The sequence below is a fragment of the Marinobacter lutaoensis genome (assembly GCF_001981305.1).
Classification (GTDB): Bacteria; Pseudomonadota; Gammaproteobacteria; order Pseudomonadales; family Oleiphilaceae; genus Marinobacter; species Marinobacter lutaoensis.
Genome location: NZ_MSCW01000002.1, coordinates 125,465 through 140,386, shown reverse-complemented (window position 1 = coordinate 140,386; position 14,922 = coordinate 125,465). Strand labels below are relative to the sequence as shown.

13 protein-coding genes are annotated in these 14,922 nt (G+C 64.7%); 11 read left to right on the top strand and 2 right to left on the bottom strand.

The features are described 5' to 3' along the window. Positions 1-37: 37 nt before the first annotated feature. The 11 genes from BTO32_RS03790 (at position 38) to BTO32_RS03740 (ending at position 13,130) form a co-directional block, all read left to right on the top strand. Entirely contained in the window at positions 38-1,714 is a 1,677-nt protein-coding gene (locus tag BTO32_RS03790; protein ID WP_076723115.1) for a methyl-accepting chemotaxis protein, read from the top strand. Positions 1,715-1,779: 65 nt separating this feature from the next. Further along, complete coding sequence (locus BTO32_RS03785; protein ID WP_076723114.1) at positions 1,780-2,850, top strand: TRAP transporter substrate-binding protein; 1,071 nt, start codon at positions 1,780-1,782, stop codon at positions 2,848-2,850. 122 nt (positions 2,851-2,972) lie between these two features. Then, positions 2,973-4,094 (top strand): spermidine/putrescine ABC transporter ATP-binding protein PotA, encoded by a 1,122-nt coding sequence (gene potA, locus BTO32_RS03780; protein WP_076723113.1) that lies wholly within the window; start codon positions 2,973-2,975, stop codon positions 4,092-4,094. 4 nt (positions 4,095-4,098) lie between these two features. After that, complete coding sequence (gene potB / locus BTO32_RS03775) at positions 4,099-4,947, top strand: spermidine/putrescine ABC transporter permease PotB (RefSeq protein ID WP_076723112.1); 849 nt, start codon at positions 4,099-4,101, stop codon at positions 4,945-4,947. Beyond that, complete coding sequence (potC, locus tag BTO32_RS03770) at positions 4,944-5,714, top strand: spermidine/putrescine ABC transporter permease PotC (RefSeq protein WP_076723111.1); 771 nt, start codon at positions 4,944-4,946, stop codon at positions 5,712-5,714. Before potB ends, potC begins: the two co-directional genes overlap by 4 nt. Next, positions 5,711-6,751, top strand: coding sequence for an extracellular solute-binding protein (locus tag BTO32_RS03765; RefSeq protein WP_076723110.1), 1,041 nt, complete (start codon positions 5,711-5,713; stop codon positions 6,749-6,751). The genes potC and BTO32_RS03765 overlap by 4 nt, the downstream gene beginning before the upstream one ends. A gap of 112 nt (positions 6,752-6,863) precedes the next feature. After that, complete coding sequence (locus BTO32_RS03760) at positions 6,864-7,943, top strand: extracellular solute-binding protein (protein WP_076723109.1); 1,080 nt, start codon at positions 6,864-6,866, stop codon at positions 7,941-7,943. A gap of 5 nt (positions 7,944-7,948) precedes the next feature. Continuing rightward, the gene (locus BTO32_RS03755; protein ID WP_076723108.1) at positions 7,949-9,043 is read left to right on the top strand and encodes an ABC transporter ATP-binding protein; all 1,095 of its coding nucleotides are present in this window, start codon (positions 7,949-7,951) and stop codon (positions 9,041-9,043) included. Then, positions 9,040-9,900: an ABC transporter permease gene (locus BTO32_RS03750; RefSeq protein WP_076723107.1), complete on the top strand. Its 861-nt coding sequence runs from the start codon at positions 9,040-9,042 to the stop codon at positions 9,898-9,900. Before BTO32_RS03755 ends, BTO32_RS03750 begins: the two co-directional genes overlap by 4 nt. Before the next feature lie 6 nt (positions 9,901-9,906). Continuing rightward, positions 9,907-10,767, top strand: a complete 861-nt coding sequence (locus tag BTO32_RS03745) for an ABC transporter permease (RefSeq protein ID WP_076723106.1) — start codon at positions 9,907-9,909, stop codon at positions 10,765-10,767. A gap of 92 nt (positions 10,768-10,859) precedes the next feature. Further along, entirely contained in the window at positions 10,860-13,130 is a 2,271-nt protein-coding gene (locus BTO32_RS03740; protein ID WP_076723105.1) for a GGDEF domain-containing protein, read from the top strand. Between the two features lie 7 nt (positions 13,131-13,137). Here BTO32_RS03740 and BTO32_RS03735 read toward each other — a convergent pair whose 3' ends face one another. Next, complete coding sequence (locus tag BTO32_RS03735) at positions 13,138-13,581, bottom strand: universal stress protein (protein ID WP_076723104.1); 444 nt, start codon at positions 13,579-13,581, stop codon at positions 13,138-13,140. 35 nt (positions 13,582-13,616) lie between these two features. After that, the gene (locus BTO32_RS03730) at positions 13,617-14,903 is read right to left on the bottom strand and encodes a TRAP transporter large permease (protein WP_076723103.1); all 1,287 of its coding nucleotides are present in this window, start codon (positions 14,901-14,903) and stop codon (positions 13,617-13,619) included. Positions 14,904-14,922 lie beyond the last annotated feature (19 nt).

Genomic DNA, 14,922 nt, shown 5'->3' with positions numbered 1-14,922 from the left:
TCAAACACACAATAATTAGTTTTGAGAGATTGGTCCTATGAGCTTCCTGAATCACCTTCGCATTCGGACCCGCCTGCTGCTGGCCATCCTGGTGCCCGTCCTCCTAACCGCCGGTGTCCTGTCCTGGATTACCGTCAGTGAAATCCGAGCCAACGGCCAGGCCGAGCTCCAGCGCCTGGAAGACCGCCTGATCGAGTCACGCAAACGCGGCCTTCAGGACCTGGTCGGAGCGGCCAAGGCGGTGGTGCTGGAAGCCAAGAACGATCCGGATCTGAGCGAGGAGGAGGCCAAGGCGGAAGCCGCCTCGCGTCTGCGCTCCATCCGTTTCGACAAGACCAACTACGTGTTTGCCTACACCCGGGATGTCTACAATCTCGCCTACGCGCCGGACCCGTCCAAGGAAGGCCCGACCACCCATCCGAAGGTCCGCCAACTGGTGGCGGATCTGTTCCGGGCGGCGGGGGGCGACGGCTTTTATTCTTACTCCTGGATCAACCCGGCCTCCGGCAAGGAAGAGCCCAAGATCTCCTATTCCACGGTCATCCCCGGCTGGGACTGGATGATCGGAGCGGGTGTCTACGTCACCGACATCGAGGCGGAAGTGGCGGCCACTCGGGCCGAGATCGACGAGGCGATGGCGGATGCCCTGATCTCCACCGTGCTCACCGCCGCCGTGGTCATTGTCGTGTCCCTGCTGATCGGCGCCTTCGTGGGGCGTACCGTCAGTCAGCCGCTCAACCGGGTGTCGGAGCTGATGAAGGACATCGCCGACGGTGACGGCGACCTGCGCCAGCGCCTGCCCGAGGATGGCACCGACGAGCTGGCCGAACTTGGCCGGCGTTTCAACCACTTCGTGGTGAAGATCCAGGACACCATGCGGGAGGTCGGCAAGACCACCGAGCAGCTGGCGTCCGCTGCCGAGGAGCTGAGCTCGGTGGCCAACGAGACCCGCCAGTCGGTGGAGGAACAGGGGTCGGAGACCGACCAGATCGCCTCCGCCATCAACGAAATGGCCGCCACCATCCAGCAGATTGCGGGCAACGCCAGTGATGCCGAGCGCGCCGCGTCCGACGCCGATCGCATGGCCCGCGAGGGTGGCGCCACCATCGTCGCCGCCCAGGGTGCGGTCAACCAGCTGTCGTCGGAGATGCTGGAAACCGCACGCTCCATCGACGCGCTGGCGGAAAAGTCGGATGAGATTCAGGGCGTGCTGGATGTCATCCATGCCGTCACCGAGCAGACCAACCTGCTGGCCCTGAACGCGGCCATCGAGGCGGCCCGGGCGGGCGAGCACGGCCGGGGCTTCTCGGTGGTGGCCGACGAGGTCCGGCAACTGGCCAAACGCAGCGCCGAGTCCGCCGACCAGATCCGGGAAATGATCGACGGCTTCGTGGCCGAATCGCGGGCGGCGGTGGAGCGCATGAACAATTCCCGCAAGAGCTCCGACGCCACGGTGGAACGCATCAATCACGCCACCGACGCGTTGCGCACCATCGAAAACTCGGTGACCCAGATCCACGACCAGGTCACCCAGATCGCCACCGCGGCGGAACAACAGAGCCAGGTGGCCGAGGAAATCAACCAGAACGTCGTGCGCATCGTCGACGCGGCCCAGCGCAGTGGCACCGGGGTCACCCAGACCAACGAGGCCAGCCACGAGCTGGCGCGCCTGGGCGAAAACCTGCGCGAACTGGTTGGTCAGTTCAAGGTGTGATGATGCTAAGATGGGGCTCCGGTTCCAACCGGGAGTCACCACCAATAACAACGGAAGTCAACACAATGAGTCTGCGAAACACCTTCCTTGCCGCGGGTATGCTAGCGCTGGCGGCCTTGTCCTTCTCGGCCTCGGCGGAGGAACACTACACCCTGAAACTGGCCCAGACCTGGGGCCCGAATTCCCCGATCCTGGGGGACACCACCAAACGCTTCGCCGAACTGGCCGAGGCCATGTCCGATGGCCGGGTGACGGTGCGCATCGATGCCGCCAACAAGCACAAGGCGCCTTTCGGTATCTTCGACCTGGTGCGCAATGGTCAGTACGACATGGGGCACACCGCCTCCTACTACTACAAGGGCACCATTCCCAACGCCATGTACTTCACCACCATCCCGTTCGGGCTGATCGCCCCGGAGATGTATGCCTGGTTCTATCATGGCGGTGGCATGGAGTTGATGCAGGAGGTGTATGAGCCCTACGGCCTGCTGTCCTTCCCGGGCGGCAACACCGGCAACCAGATGGGCGGCTGGTTCCGCAAGGAGATCAACTCCCTGGAGGACCTCAAGGGTCTGAAAATGCGGACGCCGGGCTTCGCCGGCGAAGTGATGAGCGAGCTGGGCGTGGCGGTCACCAACCTGCCGCCGGGCGAGCTGTACACCTCCCTGGAACGGGGCGTGATCGACGCGGTGGAATGGGTCGGCCCGGCCCTGGATTTCCCCATGGGCTTCCACCAGATCGCCAAGTACTACTACTCCGGCTGGCAGGAGCCGTCCGCCGAGGTCCAGTTCCTGGTCAACAAGAAGACCTGGGAGCGGTTGCCCGAGGACATCCGGCAGATCCTGACGGTGGCGATGCGCACGGCTGCCTACGATATGTACATCCAGAGCATGCATGAGAGCGGCGTGGCCTGGTCACGCATGAAGGCGGATTACCCCGACGTGACGCACAAGGTGTTCCCGCCGGACGTGATCCAGGCCCTGCGCGAGACCACCAACCGGCTACTGAACGAGTTCGCCGAGAAGGACCCGATGGCCAAGCGCATCATCACCTCCCAGCGCGAGTACCTGAAACAGATCCGTCCCTGGGTCAACATCTCCGACAAGGCTTATCTGGAGAGCGTCGCTGGCCAGTGACGCCCAGGCCCCGGCCTGCTGGGCCGGGGCGCTTGCACCGTCCGGAAAATCCGAAGCCCGCACCCCTTTAGGTTTGCGACAGTTTCTTGCAAAATAGGCCGCTCACTTCGTGGGCAGCGCCGATGAACAAGACACTGCTTTCCCTGCACCATCTCAGCAAAGAATTTGATGGCAAGACCGTACTGGATTCGCTGGATCTGGAGATCTACGACGGCGAATTCATCACGCTTCTTGGCCCGTCCGGCTGCGGCAAGACCACCCTGCTGCGGCTGATGGCGGGGTTCGAGCAGCCGGACGCCGGCACCATCACCCTGTCCGGCGTCGACCTGACCCACACCCCGCCGGAGCGGCGGCCCTTGAACACGGTGTTCCAGCATTACGCCCTGTTCCCGCACATGTCGGTGTTCGACAACGTGGCCTACGGCCTGAAAATGGAAAAGCGGCCGAAGGACGAAATCCGCCAGCGGGTGCGCGAGGCCTTGGCCATGGTGCAGCTGGAGGACTACGCCAACCGTCGGCCGCATCAGCTCTCCGGGGGGCAGCAGCAGCGGGTGGCCATTGCCCGGGCGGTGGTCAAGCGTCCCAAGGTGCTGCTGCTGGATGAGCCCCTGTCTGCCCTCGACTACAAACTGCGCCGTACCATGCAGGTGGAGCTCAAGCGCCTGCAGCGTGAGCTGGGTATCACCTTCGTGTTCGTTACCCACGACCAGGAGGAGGCACTGTCCATGTCCGACCGGGTGGTGGTGCTCAAGGACGGCCGCATCCAGCAACTGGGCACGCCGCGGGAGGTGTACGAGCGCCCGGCCAATCTGTTTACCGCCCGGTTTGTGGGCGAGACCAACTTTTTCCCCGGTACGGTGACCGCGGTGGGTGAGAATGAACTGCGGGTGGATGTGCTGGGCCTCGCCCGCACCCTGCGCAAGCCGACCTTCGCCGTTGCCGAGGGGCAGCGTCTGCACGTGTTGCTGCGCCCGGAGGACATCCGGGTGCTGGACCCGGCCGATGCCGACGGCCTGCCCGGCAAGATCGTTGAGCGCAACTACAAGGGCAGCACCCTGGATTCGGTCATTCACTTGGCCGACGGCACGGAAGTGCTGGCCAGCGAGTTCTTCGACGAGGACGACCCGGCTTTCGATTACCGGCTGGGCGAACCGGTCAAAGTGAGCTGGGTGGACGGCTGGGAGTGGCTGCTGCCCGAGGAAGTGGACCCGACGCCGGCGGAGGACCGCACCGTTGAAGCCTAGCCCCATGCAGCAGCCATTCCGAACCGCGGTGCTGATACTGGTCTGGGGTTGGTTGTTGTTCCTGGTGCTGGCGCCGAACCTGCTGGTGGTTGGGGCCAGCGTCATGAGCCGGGATCCGGCCCGTTTCCTGTCCCTGCCACTGAATCTGGACGCCTACCGCCAGTTGCTGGACCCGCTTTACCTGGAGGTGTTCCTGCACTCGCTGTACATGGCGGTGATGACGACCCTGGCCTGCCTGCTGGTGGGCTATCCCTTCGCCTGGGCGCTGTCCCGGGTCGGCAAGCAGCGCCAGGTGCTGCTGGTGTTCCTGCTGATCGTGCCGTTCTGGACCAACTCCCTGGTGCGCACCTATGCCCTGAAACTGATTCTCGCCACCAACGGGCTGCTTAACAACGCCCTGCTGGCGCTGGGCTGGATCGACGAGCCGATGAAGTTGCTGTACACCGAAGGCGCGGTCATCATCGGCCTGGTCTACCTGCTGCTGCCGTTCATGATTCTGCCGTTGTACTCGGTGTTCGATGACCTGCGGGAGGAGCTGCTGATGGCGTCCCACGACCTGGGGGCTGGGCGTTGGGCCACCTTTGCCCATGTCATTGTGCCGCTGACCCTGCCGGGAGTGCTGGCGGGGGTGATGCTGGTGCTGCTGCCGGCCATGGGCCTGTTCTTCGTACCCGACATCCTGGGTGGCTCCCGCAACCTGTTGGTGGGCAACGTCATCAAGAACCAGTTTCTGGATGCCCGCAACTGGCCGTTCGGCGCCGCCGCCAGCATTCTGCTGACCCTGGCCATGGCATTCCTGCTGTTCGCCCACAAACTCAGCAAGCGCCGTCTCGGTGAGGAGGGCGGGGCATGACCCGCTGGTTGTCCCGGGCCTACTTGGCCTCCGTCTACCTGCTGCTGTATCTGCCCATCGTGGTGCTGGTGGTGTTTTCCTTCAACGACTCCCGCACCGGCTACGCTTGGGGGGGGCTGAGCCTGCGCTGGTACCAGTCCCTGTTCAACAACCACGCCATGGTGCAGGCGATGTGGAATTCCCTGTGGTTGGCCCTGTCCGCCGCCACCGTGTCGACCCTGATCGGAGCGCTCACCGCGCTGGCTCTGCACCGGTACCGGTTTCGCGGCAAGAAGGTGCTCAACGGCATGCTGTTCGTGGTGATGATGTCGCCGGAAATCGTGCTGGCGATTTCCCTGTTGGCGCTGTTCCTGCTGGTGGGCATCCAGCTGGGCTATGTGTCGCTGCTGCTGGCCCATGTCACCTTCTGCCTGCCGTTCGTGGTGATCACCGTGATGGCGCGCCTCAGCGGTTTCGATGAACGCCTGCCGGAGGCGGCCCGGGACCTGGGGGCCAGCGATTTCACCATGACCCGCACGGTACTGATCCCGGTGATCATGCCGGCGTTGATGGCGGGCTGGCTGCTAGGGTTTACACTGTCCCTGGACGATGTGGTGGTGAGCACCTTCGTCAGCGGTCCGAGTTACGAAATCCTGCCGTTGCGCATCTATTCCATGGTGCGGGTGGGGCTCAAGCCCGAGGTGAATGCCGTGGGCACCCTGTTGCTGGTGTTTTCACTGGTGATGCTGATGTTGTCGCAATGGATACTCACAAGGAGCAAACGATGAAGAAACTCGCACTGGCGGGCGCGCTGGCGCTGGGCCTGTCGGCCTGCGGTTCCGAGGAGCCCCAGGTCCTCAATCTGTACAACTGGTCCGAGTACATGCCCCAGGAAGTGCTGACGCGCTTCGAGGAGGAAACGGGCATCCAGGTGGTCTATACCACCTACGACAGCAACGAGGCCATGTACGCCAAGCTCAAGCTGCTGGACGACAGCGCCGCCTATGACCTGGCGGTCCCCTCCACCTATTACGTCAGCAAGATGCGCCAGGAAGGCCTGCTGATGCCGATCGACCGCAGCAAAATCGAGGGCTTCGACAACCTCGACCCCGAGCTGATCAACCTCGACATCGACCCGGACAACCAGTACAGCATCCCTTACCTGTGGGGTACCACCGGCCTGGCGGTGGACACCGCCGATGTCCAGGGCGAGCCGGTGACCGCCTGGGCGGACCTGTGGGACGAGCGCTTCCAGGGCCGGGTGATGCTGACCAACGACATGCGCGAGGTGTTCCACGTGGGGCTGCGGGTGCTGGGGTACTCCGGCAACAGCACCGATCCGCAGCAGATCGAGGCCGCTTACGAGAAGCTCCGGGAGCTGATGCCGTCGGTGCGGACCTTCAACTCGGATGCACCCCGGGTGCCCTATCTGGAAGGCGAGACCGATGTGGGCATGATCTGGAACGGCGAGGCGGTGATGGCCCAGGAAACCATGCCGTCGCTGGAGTATGTGTACCCGAAGGAAGGCATCATCGCCTGGCTGGACAGCTTCGTGATTCCCAAGAACGCCAAGAACCCGGACGCTGCCCACAAGTTCATCAGCTTCGTGCTGCGGCCGGAGATCTCCGCTCTGATCAGCGAGGAAATCGGCTACGCAACGCCGAACCTGGCGGCCCGGGCGCTGCTGCCGGAAGAGGTGGCCAGCAACCGCGCCAGCTATCCGGCGCCGGAGGACATGAAGAACGCCGAGTTCCAGACCGATATTGGCGACGAGGCGCTTCAGGTCTATGCCAAATACTGGGAGATGTTGAAATCCGGGCAGTAGACCCCCATCCCCAAGTGGTCTGATTTCACACAATTGTCAAAAGTGGTCTATAAGTTCCTTTTTAACGATTTGTAACACTTGGCTTGCTAACCGTTATCAAGGGATGGGAAAGATGAGATCGCGTTCGACACGGAAATCCGTACTGCTTGGTACCACGCTGCTGGCGGCTGTCAGTTTCTCTGGCAGCCTGCTGGCGCAGGAACTCCGCCTGATCACCTGGGGCGGCTACGCCCCCGACGACGTGGTGGCCCAGTTCGAGAAGGAAACGGGCATCGACGTCAAGGTGACCCTCTCCAACAACGAAGACATGATCTCCAAGCTGCGCGCCACCGGCGGCGCCGGTTTCGACCTGGCCCAGCCGAGTCAGGACCGCATCGTCGGCGTCCAGCGCCAGTTCAATATCTACAAGCCCATTGATTACAGCCGCGTCAACACCGACCAGCTGCAGCCCTCCATGGTCAAGGCGACCCAGGAAGCCACCGAACTCAACGGCCAGTACTACGGCGTGCCTGCGGTCTGGGGCACCAGTGGTCTGGTGGTGCACAGCTCCGTGGCAGACGTGGTCAAGGACTATACCGACCTGTGTGACCCGGCGGTGGCCGGCCAGGTCAGCTACCGGCTGAAACGGCCGACTCTGATTGGCTTCGCCTTCGCCATGGGCATGGACCCCTTTGCCGCCTACGGTGACCCGGATAAGTACGCCGACATCCTCGACAAGGTGGAAGACACCCTGATCGACTGCAAGGCCAACGTGAAAACGTACTGGACCGGCGGTGACCAGCTGCTGGCTCTGCTGCGCACCGGCGAGGTGAAGGCGGCCATGGCCTGGGATGCCGGCGGCTGGAAGCTCAACGCCGAGAATCCGGAGATCCGCTTTGTGGCACCGGAGTCCGGGGCCCTGGGCTGGATCGACACCTTCGCCATTCCCCGCCGGGCCGAGAACGAGGACGCCGCCTATCAGTGGATCAACTTCGTGATGCGGCCGGAGATCGCCGCCCGGATTACCAACGCCGCGGGTAACTTCACCGCCTCCAAGGGCGCCGAAGCTTACGTCAAGGCGGAGCTGCGCGACGCCTACCGCGCCAGCTTCAACGACGAGGCCATCAACAACATCAAATGGTATCCGCCGGTACCGCCGGGACTGGAAACGATGGAAGGGCAGGTGCTGGACCGGGTACAGGCCGCCAACTGAACGCCATGACCCAGGAATCCGACCTGTCCTGTCAGGGGCTGGTCCGCCGTTTCGGTGCCCACACCGCGGTGGACCATGTGTCCCTGGATGTGCCTGCGGGTGCCTTTTTCTCCATTCTCGGTCCGTCCGGCTGTGGCAAGACCACCCTGCTGCGCCTGCTGGCGGGATTCGACCGGCCCGACGAGGGGGAAATCCGTATCCGGGGCCAGCGCATGAACGAGGTGCCGCCCAACCGGCGACCGGTGAACATGGTCTTCCAGCATCTGGCGCTGTTTCCCACCATGACGGTGGGCGACAACATCGCTTATGGCCTCAAGCGCCAGAAGGTCCCCGCCGCCGAGCGCCGGCGCCGGGTGGCCGAGGTGCTGGAACAGGTGGGCCTGCCGGGGCTGGCGGACCGCAACCCGCAGGAGCTGTCCGGCGGCCAGCGTCAGCGCGTGGCCCTGGCCCGCTGCCTGGTGCTGCGGCCCACCCTGCTGCTGCTGGATGAACCCCTCGGGGCGTTGGACCTGAAGCTGCGCGAGCAGATGAAGGTGGAACTCAAGCATCTGCAAAAGGCGTTCGGCACCACCTTCGTGTACATCACCCACGACCAGTCCGAGGCCATGGTGATGTCCGACCAGGTGGCGGTGATGAGGGCCGGTCGCTTCGAACAGGTGGCGTCACCCGAGCAGCTGTACCGGGAGCCGGCCACGCCGTTCGTGGCCGGCTTCGTTGGCGACAACAACCGCCTGTCGGGAGAGCTGGTGGGCCTCGACGCGGGGCTGGCCGATGTGCGCCTGCCGGACGGTACCCGGGTTCGGGGCCGGCTGGCGGGCGAGGCGCCGGCCAAAGGGGCACCGGTGGCGCTGTTTGTCCGGCCCGAGGCCCTGGTGCTGGCCGGCGAGGCCCTGCGCCCGGACTACGCCACCGTGCGGACTGAGGTCCGCACCACCCTGTTCGACGGTGCCAACAGCCGGGTGGAAGTCCGTCACGGAGACCAGACCCTGTACGCGCGCCTGCCCCAGGATGGTTCCGCGCCCCGGCTGACCGAGGGCAGCACGCTGTACCTGGCCTGGGATCCGGCCCTGGCCCGGGTCTTCGCCCTGGGGGAACCATGAACCGCCAGGTCAGTCGTCTGTCCCTGTGGTTGCTGCTGGCGCCGTTCCTGCTGTGGATCCTGCTGCTGGTGCTGGTGCCGCACCTGCAGATGCTGCGGGTGTCGTTCCAGGTGCGCGAGAGCTGGGACACTCTGGAGTGGGGGCTGAGCCAGTACCGGAACTTTTTCACCGAGTCCTACTACTGGCGCACCTTTGTGCGCACCGGGGTGATGTCTCTGTTCACCACCTTTCTGACCCTGCTGGTGGCGTTCCCGGTGGCCTGGTACATCGCCAAACTGGCCCGCGGCCGGAGCAAGGGCTTCCTGTTCCTGGCCTGCCTGATACCGTTCTGGGCCAGCGAGCTGGTACGGACCTACGGCTGGATGATCCTGCTGCGGGAGAGCGGGGTGTTCAGCGCCGCCCTGCAGGCACTGGGCTGGGCCGACGGACCGGTGGAAATGCTCTATAACGACATCGCGGTGATCGTCGGCCTGGTCTACAACGGCCTGCTGTTCATGGTGGTGCCCCTGGTGACGACCCTCGAAGGCATGGACGACACCCTGGTCGAGGCCGGTTACGACTTGGGCGGCGGCCACCTGACGGTGTTGCGGGAGGTGGTGGTGCCCTGGGCCATGCCCGGCATCGTCTCCGGCTGCATCGTGGTGTTCATGCTGACCCTGGGCAGCTACCTGACGCCGATCCTGATGGGCGGCAAGGACAGCGCCTGGTTCACCCAGCAGATCTTCACCCAATTCATCACCCGCTTTAACTGGGAGCAGGGGGCGGCCCTGGGCGTGCTGCTGCTGGTGTTGTCATCGCTGATGGTCTGGCTGGGGTTGCGGCTCACCGGCCAGTCCCTGCGCAAGGTCATGGGGTAGGCGACGATGATTCGCTCGGTGCCCCGTTCGCGCGGGTTCGATGGCCTCTACCTAGCCTACATGGTGGCGTTCTTCCTGTACCTGGCACTGCCGCTGGCGGTGACGGCGGTGTTCGCCTTCAACGACGCGCCTTTCCCGTCATTGCCCTGGGAAGGCTTCACCCTGGACTGGTACCTGGCGAACGGTGAACATGGCCGTACGGGGCTATTCCATGACGACACTCTGTTGTCGGCCCTGTGGACCAGCACCCGTGTCGCCTTCTGGGTCACCGTGGTCAGTGTCGCCCTGGGCTGTGCCAACGCGGTGCTGTTCGAACGGCTGGAATTTCGGGGCAAGGAATTCCTGTACCTGCTGATGCTGCTGCCTCTGGTGATCCCCGGCGTGATTCTCGGGGTTTCGATCCTGGTGTTCTATTCCGGCCTGGCGAACGAGGCCTCCCGGCTCTGGGGCATCGAGCTGGACCTATTCCGGCCCGGTCTGCCCCTGGTGGTGATGGGACAGGTGGCGTTCATCGGGACGCTGGCCACGCTGGTGATTGCCGCCCGCCTGCGCAAGTTTGACCGGCAGCTGGAAGAGGCGGCCCTGAACCTGGGGGCGACCCCGGTGGTGGCCTGGTTCACCGTAACCCTGCCCTGGCTGATGCCCTCCATCTTCGGGGCGGCGGCCATGGCCTTCCTGATGTCGTTCGAGAACTTCAACACCACGGTGATGCTGACCGGCAGCGACACGCCGCTGACCGTGGCCCTGTTCAACCGGTTGCGGGAGGGCTCGACGCCGGTGCTGAACGCGGTGGCGTTGTTGCTGATGCTGGCTTCCGCCCTGCTGGCCTTCGCCGTTCTGGGCCGGGGGCGTGCCCGCAACGGCTGATCCCAGGCCGGCGTCCCGGCGGCGCTGGTCGTCAAATCGACAATGAATGCATATACTCTTGACTAGACGCATCGAGAGTCAGGACGCCCCCCTTGGAACGACGCCCGGGTTTGTTGATATGGTTCCTGCCGGCTTGGCTGCTGCTGTGCCTGTCGGCCCAGGCCTATGGCCACACAGGGGCCCAGGCCCTCGACCAGGGCTGGGAGTACCGTTGGGGCGATTCGCCGTTCACCGCCGACGGCGTGCCCGAATGGGTACTGGAAGATGCCCCGGAGCAGTGGCACGCCATCGACTTTCCCTCCAACCCGCCCGGCCGTGACGGCCGGCGCCACGCGTGGTTCCGGATTACCCTGCCGGAGGGCGAATGGCAGGCGCCGGTGCTGTACATCTACAGCGTCGATATCATCGTTCAGGTTTGGTTCCGGGGCCAGAAACTGTATCAGTACGGCCACTTCGACGCCGAGGGGCAGGGCGCCTTCGAAGGCTGGCCCTGGCACGCCATCGAGCTGCCGGCTGGCTACGAGAACGAGCCCATCTATTTCCGGGTGTATTCCAACTACACCGACATCGGTCTCTGGGGCGAGGTGGCCATCCTGGATAAGCCGGACCTGATCCTGAACATTCTGAACACCTCGATGGAGTCGCTGGTCATTGCCGGCGTGTCGATCCTGATTGCCCTGATTTCCCTGGTGTTCGCGGCGACCCAGACGGACCGGCGCGGCTTCGCCAGCATTGCCCTGTTTGCCCTGGCCTCGGCGGTGATGTTGGTGGCCGAGAGCCAGGCCAGCCTGCTCATCGCCTACCAGCCGCTGATGTGGGACTACCTGGCGGCCGGCTCCTATTACCTGATCCCGGTCGCCATGGCACTGTTGCTGGAGCAGTGGCTGCGGCAACCGGGGTCCCGGTTGCTGAACTGGATCTGGAAGCTGCACTTGGTGTTCCTGTGCGGCGCCCTGGGGCTTCCCCTGGCCGGCTGGCTGGACCTGTCCTCCACCTTCCCGGTGTTCGACGGCCTGTTCCTGGTGTCGCTGCTGCTGATGGGCGTGGTGGCCATCCGCCACTACCGCAGCCTGTCCCGGGAGCAGCAGGTGATTCTGGTGGCCTATGGCCTGTACGCGGGTTTGCTGGTGGCGGACATGGCCGTGGCCCACGGTGTGGTGCCCTGGGAGCGGATTCCGGTGAGCTGGGGCGCGTTGGCATTCTCGGTGGCGGTGGTCAGTGTCTCGATCCGGCAGTACTCCCGGGCGCACAAGGACCTGGCGGCGCTGAACCTGTCGCTGGAACGGCAGGTGGCCGAACGCACCGCCCGGGCCGAGGCGCTGGCGTTGCGGGAGCAGGACCGTGCCCGCCAGCTGCTGCTGGAGAGCCACAAGGCGCGCAAGTTGGCGGATGTGATCTCGGACCTGCAGGACTGCAAGGGCGTGACTCAGGGTCTGGATGCCTTGGTCCGGTCGCTGCCGGCGCTGTGCCAGCCCATGCGCGGGGCCTTTTATCGCCGGGTTGCGCCGGACCGGTTCGAGCGGGTCAGCCGCTGGGGCGGCGCCGACGCGGATTTCCCGGACATTCTGGGCGGGGACACGCCGGTGCCCTTGCCCACCGAATCGGAGTGGGCGGTGCCCGGGCGCGCCACCGGCGACGGTCCGTCGCGCCCGGTGGTGCACTGTTTCTGGCTGAATGTGGAGTCGGCCAGCGCCGGCTCGGTGACCGAGGGCATCCTGCTGGTGCAGCCGGAGCCCGGACTGGAAACGCCCCAGGCGGTGGGGCTGTCCCAGACCCTGGCGTCTCTGCAGCAGTTCTTGGACAAGATTGGCATCACCCTGTCGGGGATCCTGCTGCGGGAGGATCTGGCGCGCTTTTCCTACGAGGATGCGCTGACCGGCCTGCGCAACCGGCGCTATTTCGACGAGCTGTTTCACCATGAAAGCGCCGTCGCCCAACGCAGCGGCCATGCCCTGAGCCTGCTGATGGTGGACATCGACCATTTCAAGAGTTTCAACGACACCTATGGTCACGAGGCCGGGGACCAGGTCCTGCGGCTCGTGGCCAGCCTGCTGCGGGAGCAGTTCCGGGAAAGCGACACGGTGTGCCGTTACGGCGGCGAGGAGTTCGTGGTGATGATGCCCCGTGCCAGCCTGGGCGAGGCCCTGGACAAGGCCGAGGCCCTGCGGGGGTCGATTGCCCGGGTACCGGTCATGGACAAGGGGGTGGATCTGGGGCGGATCACCATTTCCGTAGGGGTGGCGACCTGGCCGGAATCCACGGAGGTGTTCGCGAGCCTGCTGCGGGAGTCCGACGCGGCCCTGTACCGGGCCAAGTCCGAGGGCCGCAACCGCGTGGTCGCGGCGGCAGTGCCGGAGCTTTGATCCGGGCTCAGACCACCAGTACCGGGCATTTGGCGTGGGACGCCACCCGGTGGGACACGCTACCCAGAAACAGGCCGTCCTTGTCGGTGTTGGTGCCCCGGGTGCCCACCACGATCAGGTCGGCGTCCTTGTCCTGGGCGAACTTGACGATGGTTTTGGAGGGCCGCCCCGCTTTGACGAAGCCCCGCACCCGGGTGGCACCGTGTTCCCGGGCCCGCGTCTTGGCGTGGTTGACCACTTCCTTGGCATAGTCCGACAGCACCTTGTCCGGAATGTCCATTGCCACGGGCCGGCCAATGGACAGGGACGCCTCGAACAGACTGTGGTGCTTGTAGACGCAGAGCAGCAGAATTTCCGTGTCGGGACTCAGCTGCTGCAGCCCGATGGCCGTATCCATGGCCTTGAGCGAGGTCTTGGAGCCGTCCACGGCCACCAGAATCCGTTTGAACATGATCCCTCCTCAGGAAGCCCCGGGGGCTTCTCCACTTAATCCCGGAACGCCACGTCCCGCAGGAACAGCGCGATGTCCGGGAAGGCGATGATCAGGCCGGCCGCGGCCACCAGCATCAGGATGAACGGCGGTGTACCCCGGATGACTTCCAGATAGGGCCGCTTGAAGATGGCGATGGCGGTGAAAATGTCGCAGCCGAACGGTGGCGTGGCCGAGCCGATGGCTACCTGCAGGGTGATCAGCACGCCCACCAGCACCGGGTCCAGGCCAGTGGCCTCGATGGCCGGCGCGAAAATGGGCGTCAACACCAGGATCACCACGATCGGGTCCACAAACATGCAGGCGATGAAAAAGGCGACGCAAATGGCAATCAGCACGCCCACCGGGCCCGCCTCGTTGACGCCGACCGCCGCCAGGATGGCCTGGGGGATCTGGGCGAAGGAGATGATCCAGGAAAACCCGTTGCCCACCGCCACCAGGATGAACACCACGGCGGTGATCAGGCCGGTGGACTTGGCAATGGTGTAGATGTCCTTGAGCCGGAGTGACCGGAACACCACGAACTCCAGCAGGAAGGCATAGAGCACGCACACCGCCGCCGCTTCGGTGGGGCTGAAGACGCCGCCGTAGATGCCACCGACGATGATCACCGGGAACAACAGTGGCCAGGACGCGTCCCGCACCGACAGCGCACGGGCCTTCCAGCTGGCCTTTTCCTCGGTGGGTACGTCGTTCTTGTAGGCGTAGATCAGGCAGTAGACGGAGAACATCACCAGGATCAGCAGCCCCGGCCCGATGCCGGCGATGAACAGCTCGGCGATGGAGGTCTCGGAGATGACCCCGTAGATGATCATGCCGATGCTGGGTGGGATCAGGAAGGCGATGTCGCTGGCGTTGATGATCAGGGCCAGGGTGAACGGGTCGGAGTAGCCGGCCTTGAGCATCTTCGGTCGCAGCGGCGAGCCGACCGCCACCACGGTGGCCTGGGTGGAGCCGGAAACGGCCCCGAACAGGGTGCAGGAGGTGGCGGTGCTGATCGCCAAGCCACCCTTGATGTGGCCGATGAAGGCCATGACCATGTTGATCAGGCGGTCGGCCGACTGGCCCCGGGTCATGATGTCCGCGGCCAGGATGAACATGGGTACGGCGATCAGCGAGGCCGGCCGGATGCCGCCCATCATCTGCTGGATGAAGGTGCCCATCTGGCCGAAGCCATCGAACATCATCACGAAACCGACCACCGCGGCGGTGATCAGGGGGATCATCATCGGGAACCCGAGGAGCAGGAGCCCGATCATGATTATCATCATTATGGTTGCCATGGGGGACGTTCCTTAACCG